General features: G+C 71.8%; 16 protein-coding genes. 11 read left to right on the forward strand and 5 right to left on the reverse strand.

Annotation, left to right across the window (positions count from 1 at the left end):
* Nucleotides 1–903: c-type cytochrome biogenesis protein CcsB (ccsB, locus tag G3I42_RS17055; protein ID WP_164286892.1), on the forward strand; the 903-nt coding region annotated here is incomplete at its 5' end.
* An 80-nt stretch (nt 904–983) separates the two neighbouring features.
* On the opposite strand, the gene G3I42_RS17060 is transcribed toward ccsB, so the two are convergent.
* Nucleotides 984–2,408, reverse strand: a complete 1,425-nt coding sequence (locus G3I42_RS17060; protein ID WP_164286960.1) for an alkaline phosphatase family protein — start codon at nt 2,406–2,408, stop codon at nt 984–986.
* 391 nt (nt 2,409–2,799) lie between these two features.
* Here G3I42_RS17060 and G3I42_RS17065 point away from each other — a divergent pair, with 391 nt between their 5' ends.
* Nucleotides 2,800–4,911: an MMPL family transporter gene (locus G3I42_RS17065; RefSeq protein WP_164286895.1), complete on the forward strand. Its 2,112-nt coding sequence runs from the start codon at nt 2,800–2,802 to the stop codon at nt 4,909–4,911.
* A gap of 60 nt (nt 4,912–4,971) precedes the next feature.
* Here the strand turns inward: G3I42_RS17065 and G3I42_RS17070 are convergent, their stop codons facing one another.
* The 3 genes from G3I42_RS17070 to G3I42_RS17080 form a co-directional block, all read right to left on the reverse strand.
* Nucleotides 4,972–5,436 carry a nucleoside deaminase gene (locus G3I42_RS17070; protein ID WP_164286897.1) on the reverse strand — a complete coding sequence of 155 codons (465 nt, stop codon included), beginning with the start codon at nt 5,434–5,436 and terminating at the stop codon, nt 4,972–4,974.
* On the reverse strand, nt 5,436–6,863 hold the full coding sequence (locus G3I42_RS17075; protein ID WP_164286899.1) for a cytosine permease: 1,428 nt from the start codon (nt 6,861–6,863) through the stop codon (nt 5,436–5,438). Before G3I42_RS17075 ends, G3I42_RS17070 begins: the two co-directional genes overlap by 1 nt.
* 222 nt (nt 6,864–7,085) lie before the next feature.
* Nucleotides 7,086–7,571 carry a PLD nuclease N-terminal domain-containing protein gene (locus G3I42_RS17080; RefSeq protein WP_164286901.1) on the reverse strand — a complete coding sequence of 162 codons (486 nt, stop codon included), beginning with the start codon at nt 7,569–7,571 and terminating at the stop codon, nt 7,086–7,088.
* A gap of 138 nt (nt 7,572–7,709) precedes the next feature.
* Here G3I42_RS17080 and G3I42_RS17085 point away from each other — a divergent pair, with 138 nt between their 5' ends.
* The 3 genes from G3I42_RS17085 to G3I42_RS17095 all read left to right on the forward strand — a co-directional run bounded on the left by G3I42_RS17085 (nt 7,710) and on the right by G3I42_RS17095 (nt 10,707).
* A complete protein-coding gene (locus G3I42_RS17085; protein WP_164286903.1) occupies nt 7,710–9,161 on the forward strand; it encodes a menaquinone biosynthesis decarboxylase in 1,452 nt (483 codons plus the stop codon).
* A 14-nt stretch (nt 9,162–9,175) separates the two neighbouring features.
* Nucleotides 9,176–10,084, forward strand: coding sequence for a menaquinone biosynthesis prenyltransferase MqnP (gene mqnP, locus G3I42_RS17090; RefSeq protein WP_343244569.1), 909 nt, complete (start codon nt 9,176–9,178; stop codon nt 10,082–10,084).
* Between the two features lie 68 nt (nt 10,085–10,152).
* Nucleotides 10,153–10,707, forward strand: a complete 555-nt coding sequence (locus G3I42_RS17095) for a Uma2 family endonuclease (RefSeq protein ID WP_164286907.1) — start codon at nt 10,153–10,155, stop codon at nt 10,705–10,707.
* Here G3I42_RS17095 and G3I42_RS17100 read toward each other — a convergent pair whose 3' ends face one another.
* The gene (locus G3I42_RS17100; RefSeq protein ID WP_164286909.1) at nt 10,708–11,307 is read right to left on the reverse strand and encodes a rhomboid family intramembrane serine protease; all 600 of its coding nucleotides are present in this window, start codon (nt 11,305–11,307) and stop codon (nt 10,708–10,710) included.
* Between the two features lie 547 nt (nt 11,308–11,854).
* Between G3I42_RS17100 and G3I42_RS17105 the strand changes: the two genes are divergently transcribed.
* From G3I42_RS17105 to G3I42_RS17130, 6 genes are all read left to right on the forward strand, one after another.
* Nucleotides 11,855–12,565 (forward strand): UbiX family flavin prenyltransferase, encoded by a 711-nt coding sequence (locus G3I42_RS17105; protein WP_164286911.1) that lies wholly within the window; start codon nt 11,855–11,857, stop codon nt 12,563–12,565.
* 224 nt (nt 12,566–12,789) lie between these two features.
* The gene (locus G3I42_RS17110; RefSeq protein ID WP_030997018.1) at nt 12,790–13,245 is read left to right on the forward strand and encodes an Lrp/AsnC family transcriptional regulator; all 456 of its coding nucleotides are present in this window, start codon (nt 12,790–12,792) and stop codon (nt 13,243–13,245) included.
* A gap of 76 nt (nt 13,246–13,321) precedes the next feature.
* A complete protein-coding gene (gene mqnE, locus G3I42_RS17115) occupies nt 13,322–14,488 on the forward strand; it encodes an aminofutalosine synthase MqnE (RefSeq protein WP_164286913.1) in 1,167 nt (388 codons plus the stop codon).
* 256 nt (nt 14,489–14,744) lie between these two features.
* Nucleotides 14,745–15,269, forward strand: coding sequence for a GNAT family N-acetyltransferase (locus G3I42_RS17120; RefSeq protein WP_164286915.1), 525 nt, complete (start codon nt 14,745–14,747; stop codon nt 15,267–15,269).
* Nucleotides 15,270–15,381: 112 nt separating this feature from the next.
* Entirely contained in the window at nt 15,382–15,714 is a 333-nt protein-coding gene (locus G3I42_RS17125; RefSeq protein WP_164286917.1) for a DUF4229 domain-containing protein, read from the forward strand.
* 506 nt (nt 15,715–16,220) lie between these two features.
* Complete coding sequence (locus G3I42_RS17130; RefSeq protein ID WP_164286919.1) at nt 16,221–17,597, forward strand: dicarboxylate/amino acid:cation symporter; 1,377 nt, start codon at nt 16,221–16,223, stop codon at nt 17,595–17,597.
* The last annotated feature ends 143 nt before the right edge of the window (nt 17,598–17,740 follow it).

Here is a 17,740-nt window from a genome sequence, read left to right on the forward strand (position 1 = left end):
GCGGCGCCCGCCGTCGCGGTCCGCAAGGGCGGCAGCACGGCCGTCCTGGAACGCCCGGAGGTCGTCACGCGCGCCGCGTCCGGCAGCCGCGACGTGCCGGACGGGCCCGGCGCGGCGGGCGGGAGCGAGAAGGGCGACATCTGGGGCCGGATGTCGGTCTCGTTCATCGTGCTCGCCTTCCTCATCCACGTGGGCGGCGTCCTCACCCGCGCGCTCTCGGTGCGGCGCGCGCCGTGGGGCAACATGTACGAGTTCTCGATCACCTTCTCGGCCGTGGCCGTGGCGGTGTTCCTCGGGCTCATGCTCGCGAAGAAGAACGTGCGCTGGCTGACGCTGCCGCTGACCCTCACGGTGCTGCTCGACCTCGGCCTCGCGACGACGGTGCTCTACACGGCGAGCGACCAGCTCGTGCCCGCGCTGCACTCGTACTGGCTGTGGATTCACGTCTCGACGGCGATCTTCTGCGGTGCCGCGTTCTACGTCGCCGCCGTCGCGACGATCCTCTACCTCTTCCGCGACCACTACGAGGCGAAGATCGCGGCCGGCGGCACGCCCGGCAAGTTCGCGCAGTCGGTGCTGTCGCGGCTGCCCGCCGCGGCCTCGCTCGACAAGTTCTCGTACCGCATCAACGCGGCGATCTTCCCGCTGTGGACGTTCACGATCATCGCGGGCGCCATCTGGGCGGGCGACGCGTGGGGCCGCTACTGGGGCTGGGACCCGAAGGAGACGTGGTCCTTCATCACCTGGGTCGCCTACGCGATGTACCTGCACGCGCGCGCGACGGCCGGCTGGAAGGGCCGCAAGGCCGCCTACCTGGCGCTGCTCGCCTTCGCGTGCTGGCTCTTCAACTACTACGGGGTCAACATCTTCGTGACGGGGAAGCACTCGTACGCGGGGGTGTGAGCCCCTTGCGCCTCGCGGCACACGAACGCCCGCCGCCGTACGTACGCGTACGGGGCGGGCGTTCGTGGTGTCGCGGGCGTTCAGCGGCGGGGCCTGCGGCCCGGTTCCTGGCGCGGCACCTTCTGCGTCGAGGTCCCCGGCAGGGTCGGCTTCGGCAGCGTCTCCACCTCGTGCTTCGCCTCCTCCAGCTGCTCGGCGGTGTCCTCGGGCAGGTGCGGGGGACGGGGGGCGGGGGAGCGGAAACCGAAGGCGGAGGTGAGGTCGCCGAAGGTGCGGCGGCGCCACTGGCTGATGTTGGGCTCGCGCACGCCGGTCACGCGCTCCAGGAACTGGAGCACGGAGGTGTGGTCGAACGCCTCGCCCGCCGCGTACCCCCCGACGGTCCACGGCGAGACGATGACGCACGGCACCCGGAAGCCGCCCCCGACGGGCAGCCCCTGCACGAACTCGTCGGGCGTGCCCGGGCGCGGCGTGGGCGGCACGACGTGGTCGAACAGGCCGTCGTTCTCGTCGTAGTTGAGGATGAACGCCGTCTTGCGCCACAACTCCGGGTTGGAGGCGATGGCCTCGATCTTCGAGGCGACGTAGTCGGCGCCCGCGGCGGGGAGGTAGTCGGGGTGCTCGGACTGCTCGCTGGTACAGATGATCCAGGAGACGGTGGGGAGTTTGCCGGCGCGGGCGTCGGCCTCGAAGGTGCCGGTGGGCTGCGGGCGGACGCCCTTCTCGTACAGGGGGTCGCCGGGCTTCGCGTTGCGGAAGTTCGCGAAGTTCTCCAGCATGTTGCAGCCGTAGTCGTCGTCCTCCTGGTACACCTTCCAGCTCACCCCGGCCGCCTCCAGGCGCTCGGCGTACGTGGTCCAGGTGTAACCCCCGGCGGGCGCGGTGTTGTTGAGGATCGGGCCGCCGTGCTCGCCGTTCGGGTCGAGCGTTCCCGTCATCCAGTACATGCGGTTGGGCCAGGTGGGCCCGAACACGGAACAGAAGTAGTTGTCGCAGACGGTGAACGCCTCGGCCAGCGCGAACTGGAAGGGGATGTCCTCCCGCGTGTAGAACCCCATGACGTAGGGGCCGTTCTTGCCGTCCGCCTTGCGGTGCGCGGGCAGCCAGTTGTCCATCTTCCCGTTGTTCCACGCCTCGTGCTGCACGGACCAGGCGTGGCTCGTGGAGGGGATGGCCTGGGCGCTCGTGGAGTGCGTGTCGAGGTGGAACGGGAGCGTGTAGCCGTCGGGGTTGACGTCGTCCGGCTGGTAGAAGACGGACTTGCCCGTCGAAAGCCGCTGCGCGCGCGGGTCGTTGAAGCCCCGTACGCCGCGCATGGTCCCGAAGTAGTGGTCGAAGCTGCGGTTTTCCTGCATGAGCATCACGACGTGCTCGACGTCGTCGAGCGAGCCCCCATGCCGCGGCCCCGCCGCCACCGCCTCCTGCACACTCGGCGGCAGCAGACTGAGCGCGGCGGCCCCACCCGCCACGGCCCCGGCCGAGCCCAGAAGTCTCCGCCGGGACATTCCCGTTCCAGCCATGACGATTCCACTTCCCTTGCTGACGTGGGCACTTACGGCTCACTGACGAGCCGCAGCCACTGAACCGGGGCGCCGGGAAAGCGGATCAGGCGATTTACGTGAACGCTGCACCAAACAATCGCAAAGCAATCAAGCGAAAGCAAAGAGTGAGATTGGCGGGAAGCGGGGGCGGGGAGGCGGGGCGAGGGGCGGCCCGGGGGCGGGGTGCGAGGGGCCGGTCGGCCACGTGGGAGGCGGCGCCGGGGTCCGCCGTCCTCCTGGCGTGTCCCGTGTTTCGCGGCTGCGGCGCGTGGCAGACGTACGGCTCCGGCCCCGCGTCAGAATGCCCCGTCGGCACCGGTGTGGTCGCCGCCCACGTCGCCACCAGGAGACCCCCATGCCCCGCGCCGCCCGCTGGCTCGTCCCGCTGCTCCTGCTCCTTCTCTGGCTGGGGGCCGGTGCCGTGTGCGGCCCGTACGCCGGGCGGCTTGGGGAGGTGTCGACCAATGATCAGGCCGCCTTCCTGCCCCGCAGCGCCGAGTCCACCAAGGTGCTCGACGAGCGCGCGCGCTTCGACCGTGAGGAGTCGCTGCCCGCCGTGCTCGTGTGGACGGCCGAGGACGGCGGGCGGCTCGGCGCCGGGGCCCGCGAGGCCGCCACGCGGGCGCTCGGCCGGGCGGCCGGGACGGACGGCGTGCTCGGGCGGCCGTCCCCCGCGCTGCCGTCGAAGGACGGCGAGGCGCTCGAAGGCGTCGTACCGCTGCGGCCAGGGCTCGGCGACAGGCTTCCCGACACGCTCGACGCGATCCGGGCGCAGGCGGAGAAGGTGCCCGGCACGACGGTCGGCATCGCGGGCCCCGCCGCCACGCAGGCCGACCTCTCCGACGCCTTCGCCGGGATCGACGGCATCCTCCTCGGCGTGGCCCTCGTCGCCGTCCTCGTCATCCTGCTGCTCGTCTACCGCAGCGTCCTCATGCCCTTCCTCGTCATCCTCAGCGCCGTCTTCGCCCTCGCCGTCGCGAGCGCGCTCGTGTACGTCCTCGCGGACCACGACGTCGTGCGCGTGGACGGCCAGGTGCGCGGCATCCTCTCGATCCTCGTGATCGGGGCGGCGACGGACTACGCGCTGCTCCTGACGGCCCGCTTCCGCGAGGAACTGACCGCGCACGGCGACAGGTTCGTGGCGGTCCGGGCCGCGCTGCGCCGCTCGGCGGGCGCGATCGCCGCGAGCGGGGCCACCGTCGCGCTCGGTCTTCTCGCCCTGCTCCTCAGCGACTTGACCAACAACCGCGCGCTCGGACCGGTCGGGGCGCTCGGCATCGGGTGCGCGCTGCTCTCGGCGTTCACGTTCCTGCCCGCCGTACTGGTCCTCCTCGGGCGGGCCGCGTACTGGCCCAAGCGGCCGGTCGCGGACGGCGACCGGAGTGGTCGGAGCGGGCTGTGGCCGCGCGTCGCCGGCTGGGTGGACCGCCTCCCGCGCCGCCTGTGGATCGCCACGACCGTCGCCCTGCTCGCCCTCGCGGCCTTCGCCCCGACCCTGCGCTCCTCGGGCGTCCCGCTCGACGAGACGTTCGTCGGGGACGCCTCCTCGGTGAGCGCCCAGCGGACCCTGGACCGGCACTTCCCCGGCGGCTCGGGCCAGCCCGCCGTGATCCTCGCCGACGCGGACCGCGCCGACGCCGTCGTACGCGCGGCGCGCGGCGTCGCGGGCGTGGACTCGGCGGCGCCGGTCGGCGCGGACGGCCGTCCCGGCGGGAAACCGCAGATCGCGCGGGGCCGCGTGGAGATCGACGCGACGTTGGAGGCGGCCCCGGACAGCGGGGCGGCCAAGGACGCCGTCCGCGCTCTGCGTACCGCCGTGCGGGAAGCGGGCGGCGGGAGCGCGCGCGTCGGCGGCTACACCGCGCAGCAGATCGACACGGAGGACACGGCGGCCCACGACCGCACGCTCATCGTCCCCGTCGTCCTGCTGATCATCCTGGCCATCCTGATCGGCCTGCTGCGGGCGCTCCTGCTGCCCCTCCTCCTCGTCGCGACGGTCGCCCTCAACTTCGCCGCGACGCTCGGGGTCTCGTCGCTCGTCTTCCGCCACGTGTTCGGCTTCACGGGCACGGACGCCTCGGTGCCGCTCTACGGTTTCGTCTTCCTCGTCGCGCTCGGCGTGGACTACAACATCTTCCTGATGTCCCGCGTCCGCGAGGAGACCGCGCACCACGGCGCGCGCGAGGGCGTCCTGCGCGGCCTCGTCTCGACCGGCGGCGTCATCACCTCGGCGGGCGTCGTGCTCGCCGCCACCTTCGCGGCGCTCGGCGTCATCCCGCTCTCGTTCCTCGCCCAGATCGCCTTCATCGTCGCCTTCGGCGTCCTCTTGGACACGCTCGTGGTCCGCTCCCTGCTGGTCCCGGCCCTGGTACGGGACCTGGGCAGGCGGGCGTGGTGGCCCAGCGGGATCGGGCGGGGGCGGGGCGACGAGGCGGGGCTGGGCGGAGGGGCCTGGCGGGGGCGGTAGGGCGCGTCCCCCGGCCGTCCCCGTCCCGTCTCCGGCCCGTCCCTGTCCCGGGAAGGCCCCTCACTCCTCCCCGATGTCCTCGTTCCACACGTCCGGGTAGCGCTCGATGAACTCCGTCATCAGGTCGACGCACTCCGGGTCCGTCAGGCGGATGATCTCGACGCCCTGTTCCTCCAGCCAGTCCTCGCCGCCCTTGAACGTCGTGGACTCGCCGATCACGACGCGCGTGATGCCGAACTGCTTGATCAGGCCCGAGCAGTACCAGCACGGGGAGAGCGTCGTGACCATCGTCGTGCCGCGGTACGTGCGCTGGCGGCCCGCCTTGCGGAAGGCGTCCGTCTCGCCGTGCGAGGACGGGTCGGCGTCCTGGACGCGGCGGTTGTGGCCGCGCCCGAGGAGGGTGCCGTCGGCGCCGTACAGGGCCGCGCCGATCGGGACGCCGCCCTCGGCGAGACCCTGGCGGGCCTCCTCGATCGCGGGGCGCAGCCACTCCTGGGCCTGTTCGGTGGTGAGCGTCGTGGGCATCAGGACTCCTTCGGGGTACGGGCCAGCAGCGCGTAGAGCAGGGCGCTCACCGCGAAGCCGGCCTGGCAGGTGAGGTCGCCGAGGCCCGGCCAGTGCGAGGGCAGCGGGCCCACGTACATCTCCTGGTTGGAGAAGAGCGGGACCGACACCGCGACGCCCGCGAGCAGGGCGATCAGCCCGGCCGCGTTCGTGTGGCGGCGGTCGGCGAGGCGACGGGCGATCAGCGTCCCGGGGGTGCGGCGGCGGCGCCACTGCTCGACGAGGACGACGCCGAGCCACGGCGCCGTCCAGTACGCGATCACGAGGAGGAACGACTCGAAGGCGTGGCCCGCGTCGTCGAGCGAGGCCCACGCCGCGACCGTGCCGACCGCGCCCGTCAGCGCGGTGAGCGTCGCGCGGTTGAGGCCGCGCGGCAGCCTGCGCACGGCGAGCGAGGCGAGCGAGACGGAGGCCGAGTAGACGTTGAGCGTCGAGGCCGCCATGCCGCCGATGATGATCGCGAGCAGCGTGAGGTTCGCGAGCCAGCCGGGCAACTGCCCGGTGAACGCGTCGGTCGGGCTCGCGCCCTCGGGGGCGAGGACCGTGCCGGACGCGGCGCCGATCACCGAGACGACGGACACGGACAGGAACAGGCCGAGGCCCGCGTACCAGCCGGTGGCGCGCGGCGAGGTCGTTCGGGGCAGGTAGCGCGCGTAGTCCGCGGCGCACGGGTTCCACCCGGCCGTGAAGCCGAACGACGCGCTGAACGCGAGCAGGAACGCGCCCACACCACCGCCGGAACCCGCGTGGCCGAGGTGCGCGCCCTTGAAGATCCACACGCCCGCGAGCAGGAAGATCACCGCGAGCACGGGCAGCGCGTACCGCTCGAAACGGTGCACGAGGTCGTGCCCCACGTACCCGACGACCACTTCGAGGACGACGAGGATCAGCAGGGACGGAAGCGGCGGCAGGCCCGTGAGGGAGTTGAGCGCGAAGGCCCCGCCGAGCGTGTTCATCGCGAACCAGCCGATGCCGGAGACGAGCGCGTTCACGGTGGAGGGCAGCACGCTGCCCTTGTGGCCGAAGGCGAGCCGGCCGAGGACCATCTGCGGGACGCCGAAGCGCGGGCCGTCCACGGAGAGGAACCCGTGCGCGACGGCGCCGAACGCCGCGCCGAGCACGAGCGCGGCGACGGCCTCGCCGAAGCCGAGCCCGAAGGCGGCGACGGCGAGGACACCGATGTACGCGGTCGCCCAGCCGACCTGCGGCGCGGCCCAGGTCCACAGGAGCTGACGGGGGTGGCCGTGACGCCCGGCCTCGGGTATCGGCTCGGCGCCCGAGGTCTCGACGACGCCGACGGGCCTCGTGGTGGCCGGGTCCTCGGCGGGGGCCGCGGGGGCGGCGGGGGGCGTGCTGGTCATGGCCTCGGTGAGCGGACGTGCGGACACACGGCGGGGCGGGTCCGCGGCGACGGGGGAGCGGCTTCGCCGGGCGGACGGAGCGGACGAGCCGGGGCGGGGTCGCGTCGGGTGCTCGCGTGGTCCGGACGGGGGCCGTCGTCCAGTTTCGCGCACGGAGGTGGGTGGTTCGTACAGGAAGGCGGGGCGGAGGGGTGTGATGTGCGTCGGGTGGGCTGGAGGATCGTACGAAGGCCGTGGGGCGGGCCGGGCTCAGCCCTTCCCGTTCCCCGTGTCCTCGTCCGCGTCCCGGCGCCTCAGCTCGTCCTCCCTGCGGCGGAGGTCGTCCTCCCAGGCGCGGAGGCGGGCGGCGTCGTCCTCGCTTCCGGCGGGGGCGGGGACCTCCGGCCCGGTCCGCGGGGAGGAGGACCGGTCGTCGTCGGGGGAGGACGGCCGGTCCTCGGCGGGGGCCGATGTCCGGTCGTCCTTGCGCAGCGAGTTCAGGAACTCCGGGTTGTCGTCCGGGGCGACCCAGCCGCCGCGCCCGCCGCCCGCGCGCGAGGCCGCCCCGGCCGCGTACCCGCGCTCCCGTCCGATGATCAGCCAGCAGACGGGGCCCACGATCTGGAAGAGGAGGATGAGGATCGCCCACAGCGGCTTCGGGAGCCAGCGGACGTCCTCCTCGGCGGTCGTCACGCAGTCGATGAAGGCGAAGACGCACAGCGCCAGCGGCAGCAGGATCAGGAGCACCCGGAGCATGTCGCTCTCCTTCGCGGGTCGCGGCGGTCGTGCGAGGCGACGCGGTGGCGCTCTGCGCGCGGGCGCCCGCTTCGCGGCGTGAGCCCCGTCCGGGCCCCGTTACCGGCTCAGGTTAACGGGTGCCGGATACTGGTCGGCATGGCTTACGACGATCTCCGCTCGCTGCTGCGCGCACTGGAGCGCGACGGCGACCTCACGCGCATCAAAGCCGAAGTCGACCCCCACCTGGAGGTCGGTGAGATCGTCGACCGGGTCAACAAGGCCGGCGGCCCCGCCCTCCTCTTCGAGAACGTCAAGGGCTCCTCGATGCCCCTGGCGATGAACGTGTACGGCACCGACCGCCGCCTCCTGAAGGCCCTCGGCCTGAAGTCGTACGAGGACATCTCCGGGATGATCGGCGGCCTCCTCAAGCCGGAGCTGCCGCAGGGGTTCACGGGGGTGCGGGACGCCTTCGGCAAGCTCGGCGCGATGGCGCACGTACCGCCGCGCAAGGTGAAGGACGCGCCGGTCCAGGAGGTCGTGCTGCGCGGCGACGACGTCGATCTCGACGCGCTGCCCGCGCTCTTCACGTGGCCCGAGGACGGCGGCTCCTTCTTCAACCTGGGCCTCACGCACACGAAGGACCCCGAGTCCGGCGTCCGCAACCTCGGGCTCTACCGGCTCCAGCGCCACGACGCGCGCACGATCGGGATGCACTGGCAGATCCACAAGGACAGCCGCAACCACTACCAGGTGGCCGCGCGCCGGGGCGAACGGCTCCCGGTCGCGATCGCGTTCGGCTGCCCGCCCGCCGTGACGTACGCGGCGACCGCGCCGCTGCCCGGGAACATGGACGAGTACCTGCTCGCCGGTTTCGTGCAGGGCAAGCGCGTCGACATGGTGGACTGCGTGAGCGTCCCGCTCCAGGTCCCGGCGCGCGCCGAGGTCGTCCTCGAAGGGTGGCTGGAGCCGGGCAAGACGCTCCCCGAGGGGCCGTTCGGCGACCACACCGGTTTCTACACGCCGCAGGAACCCTTCCCCGCGCTCACGATCGACACCGTCACGATGCGGAAGCGGCCCCTGCTCCAGTCCGTCGTGGTCGGCCGCCCGCCGACCGAGGACGGGCCGCTCGCCCGCGCCACCGAGCGCTTCTTCCTGCCGCTCCTGAAGGTCATCGTGCCGGACATCGTGGACTACCACCTGCCGGAGGCGGGCGGATTCCACAACTGTGCGATCGTTTCCATCGACAAGAAGTACCCGAAGCACGCACAGAAGGTCATGCACGCGGTGTGGGGTGCCCACATGATGTCGCTGACCAAGCTCATCGTCGTGGTGGACTCCGACTGCGACGTCCACGACCTCCACGAGGTCGCCTGGCGCGCCTTCGGGAACACGGACTACGCCCGCGACCTCACCGTCGTCGAGGGTCCCGTCGACCACCTGGACCACGCCTCGTACCAGCAGTTCTGGGGCGGCAAGGCCGGGATCGACGCGACCCGCAAATGGCCCGAGGAGGGCTACACGCGTGACGGTGGCTGGCCGGAGATGATCACTTCTGATCCGGAGATCGCCGAGCGGGTCACGAAGCGGTGGAAGGAGTACGGGCTGTGAGCAGCGAGGCCACGGTGGGCGGGGGAGCGGCGGCACGACCGCCCCAGTCGCGCGGAGGCGTCTCGGCGTTCCTGCGGCTCGTCATGATCGAGCACTCGGTCTTCGCGCTGCCCTTCGCGTACATCGCGGCGCTCACCGCGATGTTCCAGGTGGACGAGAACATCCACTGGGGCGATCTGCTCCTCGTGACCGTCGCGATGGTCGGGATGCGGACCTTCGCGATGGCGGCGAACCGGATCATCGACCGCGAGATCGACGCCCGCAACCCGCGCACGGCGGGCCGCGAACTCGTCACGGGCGCGGTCTCGGTGCGTTCCGCGTGGACCGGCGCGATCGTCGCGCTCGCCTTCTACTTCGGCGCGGCGGCACTGCTCAACCCGCTGTGCCTCGCGCTCTCGCCGCTCGCGGTGATCCCGATGGTCGTCTACCCGTACGGGAAGCGGTTCACGAACTTCCCGCACGCGATCCTCGGCCTGGCGCAGGCGATCGGGCCGATCGGCGCGTGGGTCGCGATCACGGGCGAGTGGTCGTGGCACGCGGTCGTGCTCGGGATCGCGGTCGGCGTGTGGATCGGCGGCTTCGACCTGATCTTCGCCTGCCAGGACGTCGCGGCCGACCGCGCCCACGGCGTGAAGTCGGTCCCGGCGCGCTTCGGCATCCCGGCGGCGCTGTGGGGCGCGCGCGCCTCGGCCGTCGTCACGACGGGTCTCCTCGTCTGGTTCGCCCTCCTCACGGACGCGGGCGTCCTCTTCTGGCTGGGCCTCCTGATCGTCGCGATCGCCTTCGTCTACGAGCACTCCATCGTGCGCCCGCACGACCTGAGCCGCCTGAACCGCGCGTTCTTCTCGGTGAACGGCTTCATCGGCATCGCGCTCTTCGTGTGCGCGCTGGCGGACCTGGCGGTGCGGGGGCTGACGGTCTGAGGGCTCTCTCCGGGACCGGTTCGCGGGAGCGGTGGTTGGCGGGCCTGCCCCGGGGACAGGGCTCGGCCGTGAGCACTACGGAACCGGCAACGTGGCTCGGCCGCTTGGAGGACTCCTTCCCCGGCCGACGCACGGAGGTGGTCAGGGGCGCCCTCGTACAGGAACGGGTCCGGACCTTCCACCGGCAGACGCTGTTTCACGTGGGGGTCGCGCTGGAGTCGTGCCCCGATGCCCGCTGGGGCTTCGTCAGCGACGCGGTCTTCCCCTTCGACGCCGACACGGAGTTCTGCCCCGATCTCGCCGTCGTGCCGCGCGCCGACGCGGAGGCGAACCGGCTGGTCCACGCACCGGGGAGCGCCGGGCTCATCGTGGAGATCGCCTCGCCGGGGACCCGGGAGCGCTGCCACTCGCTCAAACCGGCGCGGTACGCGGGCGTGGGCATCCCGTACTACGTCGTGCTCGACCCCTACCGCGCCACCTGCGTGACGTACGCACAGCCGGGGGCCGACGGCTATCGCGCGCGGGACACGGTTCCGTACGGCTCCGTCGTGGCGCTCGACAGTTCCGTACTGGGCCGGGTGCGTATCCCTACCGAGTGCCTCCCGGTGGATTCCGGCGCCTGATCATTTCGCTGGTCGTGGGGTGCGGAAGGCGAAGGCCGCGAGGACGCCGCCGATGAGACCGAAGAGGTGGGCCTGCCAGGAGACGCCGGACTGGTTGGGGAGGGCGCCCCACAGGATCGAGCCGTAGACGGCGGCGACGATCAGGCCGAGGACGACGTCGACGACGCGGCGGTCGACGAAGCCCCGTACCAGCAGATAGCCGAAGAGGCCGAAGACGACGCCCGAGGCGCCGGCCGTGACGGAGTGGGGCGGGGCGAGGAGCCAGACGCCGGCGCCGCTCACGATGATCACGACCGCCGAGACGGCTATGAGCCGGCCCGCGCCCGAGAGCGCGGTGAGGAAGGCGAGCACGAAGAGCGGGACGCTGTTCGCCGCCAGGTGGTCGTACCCGAAGTGGAGGAAGGCGGCGGGGATCAGGTCGCGCAGTTCGGAGACGTCGCGGGGGCTGATGCCGTACGTGTCGAGCACGTTCCCGTTCGACTGGTCGTAGAACTCCAGGAGCCACAGGAGCGCGAGCCAGCCGCCCGCGAGCAGGGCCGCCGTCTTGAAGCGGCTCCCGCGAGCGGCGGCGGTGCGGGCCGGAGTGGTGCCTGCCGTCATGAAGTCCTCCCCCTGTCGACTGTCCGAACGCCCGGGCGGCGCCCCCGGTTCCATCCCTGCGCACTTTCTCCGAAAACCGGCATCCCGGGCGTGTCGCGCCTCTGCTTATCCACAGGTTCACGGGCGTCGAGAGAAAACGTCTCACTCCTGCGGGTGAGGCGTTGTGCGGTTTCCTCGAAGTTATCCACAGATTTGGCGGAGGGGTGGGGGGAGGGGGTGTGGGGGCGAAATACTGGTGTTGGGGTCGCCCCCCAGGGCGGGTGGGGGCTGTCCTCGGGCGGGTGGCGCTGTCCTCGGGGTGGGTGGGGGCTGTCCTCGGGCGGGTGGCGCTGTCCGCGGGGGGATGGCGCCGTCCTCGGGGTGGATGGGCGCCGTCCGCAGGTGGGCGGCCGCTGTCCGCAGGTGAGTGGGCGCCGTCCGCGAGTGGGCGGGCACTGTCCTCGGGCGGCCGCTGTCCGCAGGTGGGTGGCGCTGCCCGCAGCCCGGTAAGCCCCTCCGCCGCCCCTCTCGCACGCCCCCTTCACCCCCACCGACTAGGCTCGACGCCGTGGAGCATGCCCAGCCGGACCGTCCTGCCAACCCCTCCGCCTCCCCGCGCCGCCCGTGGGTCGTCGGTGTCTCCGGTGCCTCCGGTACGCCCTATGCCGCCGCCGTGCTGCGCGCGCTGCTCGACGCGGGGGAGAGCGTGGACGTCGTCGTGAGCCGGGCCGCGCGGCTCACGCTGCTCGACGAGACCGGGATCTCCTTCCGCGACGCCCACTGGCGCGAGGACCTCGGCGCCTGGCTCGCGCGTGGCGCCGACGGCAAGCCGCAGACCTTCCCCGTACCGCCGCTCGACGACGTACGGCACTGGCCTGCGGGCGACCTCGGCGCCGGGCCCAGCTCGGGCTCGTACCCCGCGAAGGGCATGCTCGTCGTGCCCGCCTCGACCGCCAGCGCGGCGGGCATCGCGCTCGGGCTCTCCAAGGACCTGCTCCAGCGCACCGCGAGCGTCACCCTCAAGGAGCGGCGCCCCCTCGTCGTCGTCCTGCGCGAGACCCCGCTCAGCCGCCCCACGCTGCAACACCTCCTCGCTCTCGACGGGGCCGGCGCCGTCGTCCTGCCCGCGTCCCCCGCCTTCTACGCGGGCGCCACGCACCTCCAGGACGCCGTGGACTTCGTCGCGGGGCGCGTACTCGACGCGGTGGGCGTGCGGCACGGGCTCTACCGCAGGTGGCGCGGCGAGCTGGGCGAGGCGCGGGCCGTACGGGAGGGGTAGGGCCCGTACGGGAAGCGGGACTTGGACGGACCGGGCCGGTGGCCGGGACAGGAGGGGGCGGGGCCGGGCGGTACGGCTGGGCGGGCGCCCCCGGGCCCGTACCGCCGTAAATGCCGCAGTCACACCTCCGCGCCACGCGCATTTCGCAGGAAACTTGCCGTAAGGGCCTTCGATTCTTTATGTATAAGCTCGCCGGGACGCGAATAATGAAAGGTATCGGGGATATGGACGCCGTGGACAGGAAGCTCATCCAGGCCCTGCGGGAGAACGGGCGGGCCTCCTACGCGGAGCTGGGGCGGCTCGTCGGGCTCTCCGGGCCGAGTGTCACGGACCGCATCAACCGCCTGGAGGCGGCCGGGGTCATCACCGGCTACCGCGCCACCGTCGACTCCGCCGCGCTCGGCCTCGGCGTCGTCGCGCTCATCGGCATCTCCCTCAGCGATGCCGCCGACCACGAGGACGTCGCCCAGCGGTTGCGCGATCTGCACGAGATCGAGGACTGCTGGTTCATCGCGGGCGACGACTCGTACATGCTCAAGGTCCGCGCGGGCGACGTCGACGATCTGGAACGGACGATCCGCCGGCTCTCCGGCACGAAGGGCGTCTCGCGCACCCGTACCACCGTCGTCCTCTCCACGAAGTGGGAGAACCGCGTGGGGGAACTGCCCGAGGAGGAGTGAACGGGCGCCCGTGGGGGAGCGGCGGGCGCGGGGTAGCGTGGCAGGGCACGGAACACGACATATGGGAGGCGGCCGCATGGACGCGGGACTGAAGCGCGAGCTGGAGCAGAAGGTGCGCGCCGGTGAGCGGCTGACCCGCGAGGACGGCATCGCCCTGTACGCCTCGGACGACCTCGCCTGGCTCGGCGGCCTCGCGCACGAGGTGCGCACCGCCAAGAACGGCGACGTCACGCACTTCAACGTCAACCGTCACCTCAACATGACGAACGTGTGCACCGCCTCGTGCGCGTACTGCTCCTTCCAGCGCAAGCCGGGCGAGAAGGACGCGTACACGATGCGCATCGAGGAGGCGGTCAGGCTCGCCAAGGCGATGGAGGGCGACGGTCTCACCGAGCTGCACATCGTCAACGGCCTCCACCCGACGCTGCCGTGGCGCTACTACCCCCGTTCGCTGAGCGAGCTGAAGAAGGCGCTCCCGGCGAACGTCGCGCTCAAGGCGTTCACCGCGACCGAGATCCACCACTTCGAGACCATCTCCGGGCTGCCCGCCTCCGAGATCCTCGACGAACTGATCGACGCCGGGCTGGAATCGCTCACCGGTGGCGGCGCCGAGATCTTCGACTGGGAGGTCCGGCAGCACATCGTCGACCACGACACCCACTGGGAGGACTGGTCGCGCATCCACCGGCTCGCGCACGAGAAGGGGCTCAAGACCCCGGCGACGATGCTCTACGGGCACATCGAGGAGCCCCGGCACCGCGTCGACCACGTGCTGCGCCTGCGTGAACTCCAGGACGAGACCGGCGGCTTCCAGGTCTTCATCCCGCTGCGCTACCAGCACGACTTCGTCGACATGAAGGACGGCAAGGTCCGCAACCGGCTCCAGGCCCGCACGACGATGGCCTCCGGCGCCGAGGCGCTCAAGACCTTCGCCGTCTCGCGTCTCCTCTTCGACAACGTGCCGCACGTCAAGGTCTTCTGGGTCATGCACGGCCTCCAGACCGCGCAGCTCGCCCTCCAGTTCGGTGCCGACGACATGGACGGCTCCGTCGTCGAGTACAAGATCACGCACGACGCGGACGACTTCGGGACGCCGAACAAGCTGACCCGCGAGGACCTTCTCGACCTGATCCGTGACGCCGGGTTCCGGCCGGTGGAGCGGAACACGCGGTACGAGATTCTCAAGGAGTACGAGGGGCCGGAGCGGGGGCGGCGGGACGAGCCGCAGGCCATGCGGGTCTGAGGGGCGGGAGGGGCCGGGGCTTCGCCCCGGGCCCCGTGCGGGGCGCTGCCCCGCGGCCCCGTGTTCGGGGCTCCGCCCCGGGCCCCGATTTCGGGGCTCCGCCCCGGGCCCCGCTCCTCAAACGCCGGAGGGGCTGGATGGTGCGGCTGGGCTGGGTGGGCTGGGCTGGGCTGGGTGGTGTGGCTGTGCTGGGAGGTGCGGCTGGGTTGGGAGGCGTGCCCGGGGTGCGGGTGCGGGTAAGGATTACCATGGGGCTATGTCCCTTACCTTCACGCTCGATCCGGCCGTCGATTTCAAGCTTCGTGACGAGATCCTCGGTCTCTGGGCCAAGGTCACCAATGCCGGTGGGTCTGTCGGGTTCGTGCCGCCTGTGACTCCGGAGGAGATCCGGCCGCAGCTCGTGAAGCAGCTTGTGACCATGACCGAGGGCGGCAGTCGGCTGCTCGTCGGGAAGGACGAGGACGGGGTCGTACGGGCCACCGCCTTCCTCACGCTCAACGCGCACCGCCTCATGCGGCACTGGCTGTGGCTGTACACCGTCATGGTCGACCCGGACCTCCAGGGCTGTGGCGAGGGGCGGGCGCTCATGGAGGCCGCCGCCGACGCCGCCCGTTCGCTCGGCGGGATCGAGGCGATCCGCCTCACGTGCCGGGGCGGGCAGGGTCTCGAAGGCTTCTACGAGCGCTGCGGGTACAAGGAGGTCGGGCGGATTCCGGGCAGCATCCGCGTCGCCCCGGGCGACGACCGCGACGACATCTTCATGCTGCTGCCGCTGACCTGACCGGACGGGCGCGCCGCCACCCCCTTGACAGCGACGGCGGGTCCGCGTGCTTCACTGGGGGATGCGTCCTGCCCCCGCAATGGGCCCATTCGCGACGGAAGAGTGAAGTGACATGCTCCGTTACACCCTGATGCGTTTCGGCGTCTTCGCTGGCTGCTTCGTGGTCGTCTGGGCCCTCGTCTACAGCGGTGTCCTGCCGAAGGGGCTCGGCGACTCCAACTACCTGTGGGTCATCCTCCTCGCGCTCGTCATCTCCGCGCCGCTCAGCTTCGTCCTGCTGCGCGGTGTACGGGACGACGCCTCGCGGCAGATCGTCGCGCGCGTCGACCGCGCCAAGGCGAACCTCCAGGCGAGCCAGGAGTCGGAGGACGCGGTCGACGACGCGGCCCGCGCCTCCAGCGGCTCCACCGGCGGTCCGGCGGGCAGCGGGACCCGCGCCGCCTGACGCGAACCTCGCGAAAGCCCCGAAGGGGACGCGCCTCCACGGGGTCCGCCCTCGTTGTGGCGCGAATCACTCGGGCCCCGGGAACCGGTTCACGCCAATCGGTGTCGCGCCCGCCTGACGCCCCCTCAACTTCCTTACGCCGTCGCCGCATTCCTCCGGGGTGCGGCGATTTCGCATGTCGGCGCCCGCTCGTCGCCGTCCTGCCGCGCACCCCCGCGTCCGCCCCCGGACCCCCGTGAACGCGCCGTTTCCCGGCCCGCCTCAAAGTAAGGCTTTGATTGCCTCAAAGCGCTGGTGTTAACGTGCTGGACATGACTCGCGCGACGACACCCCGCCACCCCAGGAGCAGCCTGCTGCTCGTGGCGCGGCTGCATGTCGATCTCTGTCGCCGGGTCAGCGCGGCCTGTCGGCGCGGCTGAGCGACGCCGTGCGCACGCGCGGCTGAGCACCTCCCCCCGTACCGCCCCCGTCCCCTCCTTTCACCCACGCCTCACCGGAGTGTGTCCGTGTCCGCGAACATACCTTCGGGTGATCGGTCTGCCGCCGCGCAGAGCGACCGCCCGCAGTCCGCTCGCCCCCGTCTTCCCAAGATCCCGTTCTGGGCGCAGATCCTCGGCGGTCTCGTCCTCGGCGCCCTGCTCGGCTGGCTCGCTCGGGGCCAGGACATCTCCTGGCTCGGCACCACGCTGGAGAAGATCGGCGGGATCTTCGTCCAGCTCCTCAAGCTCGCCGTCGCGCCGCTCGTCTTCTTCGCGATCCTGATCTCGATCACCAACCTGCGCAAGGTCAACAACGCCGCACGCCTCGCCGTGCGCACCCTGCTCTGGTTCATGATCACCTCGCTCATCGCGGTGGCGATCGGCCTGGTCATCGGCCTCGTCACGAACCCGGGCTCGGGTACGGGCCTCACCCCGGCCGACGGGGAGAAGCCGCAGCACACCGGCTCGTGGATCGACTTCCTCACCGGGATCGTCCCGACCGACATCATCACGCCGTTCTCGCAGCTCCAGGTCCTCCAGATCGTCTTCATGGCGGTCGTCGTCGGGGTCGCGATCCTCAAGATCGGCGAGAAGGCGCAGCCGATCCTCACGCTCAGCGAGTCGGTTCTGGAACTGCTCCAGAAGGCCCTGTGGTGGGTCATCCGCCTCGCCCCGCTCGGCACGGTCGGCCTCATCGGCAACGCGATCAACTCGTACGGCTGGGACCTCATCAGCAAGTACGCGACGTTCACCGCCGACATCTACGTGGGCTGCGCGCTCGTCCTCTTCGGCGTCTACCCGCTGCTCCTCTCGACGGTCGCGAAGGTCAACCCGCTCCAGTTCTTCAAGGGCGCCTGGCCGGCGATCCAGCTCGCCTTCGTCTCGCGTTCCTCGGTCGGCACGATGCCCGTGACGCAGCGCGTCACCGAGCGGCTCGGCGTCCCGAAGGAGTACACGAGCTTCGCGGTGCCCTTCGGCGCGACGACGAAGATGGACGGTTGCGCCGCCATCTACCCGTCGATCGCCGCGATCTTCGTCGCGCAGATCTTCGACATCCACCTCGGTGTCGGCGACTACCTGCTCATCGCCTTCGTCTCGGTCATCGGCTCCGCCGCGACCGCCGGCCTCACGGGCGCGACGGTCATGCTGACGCTGACCCTCTCCACCCTCGGCCTCCCGATGGAGGGCGTCGGCCTCCTCCTCGCGATCGACCCGATCCTCGACATGATGCGCACCGCGACCAACGTCGCCGGGCAGTCCGTCGTGCCGATCATCGTCGCCTCGCGCGAGAAGATCCTCGACCGCGTCGCCTACGACCACGCGCACGCCTCGCCCCTCGACGAGGAGCCCGAGGCCGCCCCCGCGGAGCGGCCCGCCGAGGACAAGCAGCCCGTCGGGGTCTGACGACGGGACCGATGTACGGGGTACGGGGCGGGGCCGCGTTCGGCGAGAACGCGGCCCCGCCCCGTACCCCGCCTCGCGCTCTGCCCCCACGCCGTCCCGGTGATCGCTGCCGCGCGTAGGCTTGGCCGGTGGACGGGGTGGGG

The organism is Streptomyces sp. SID11385, from assembly GCF_010548245.1.
In the GTDB taxonomy this organism is placed as follows: Bacteria; Actinomycetota; Actinomycetes; order Streptomycetales; family Streptomycetaceae; genus Streptomyces.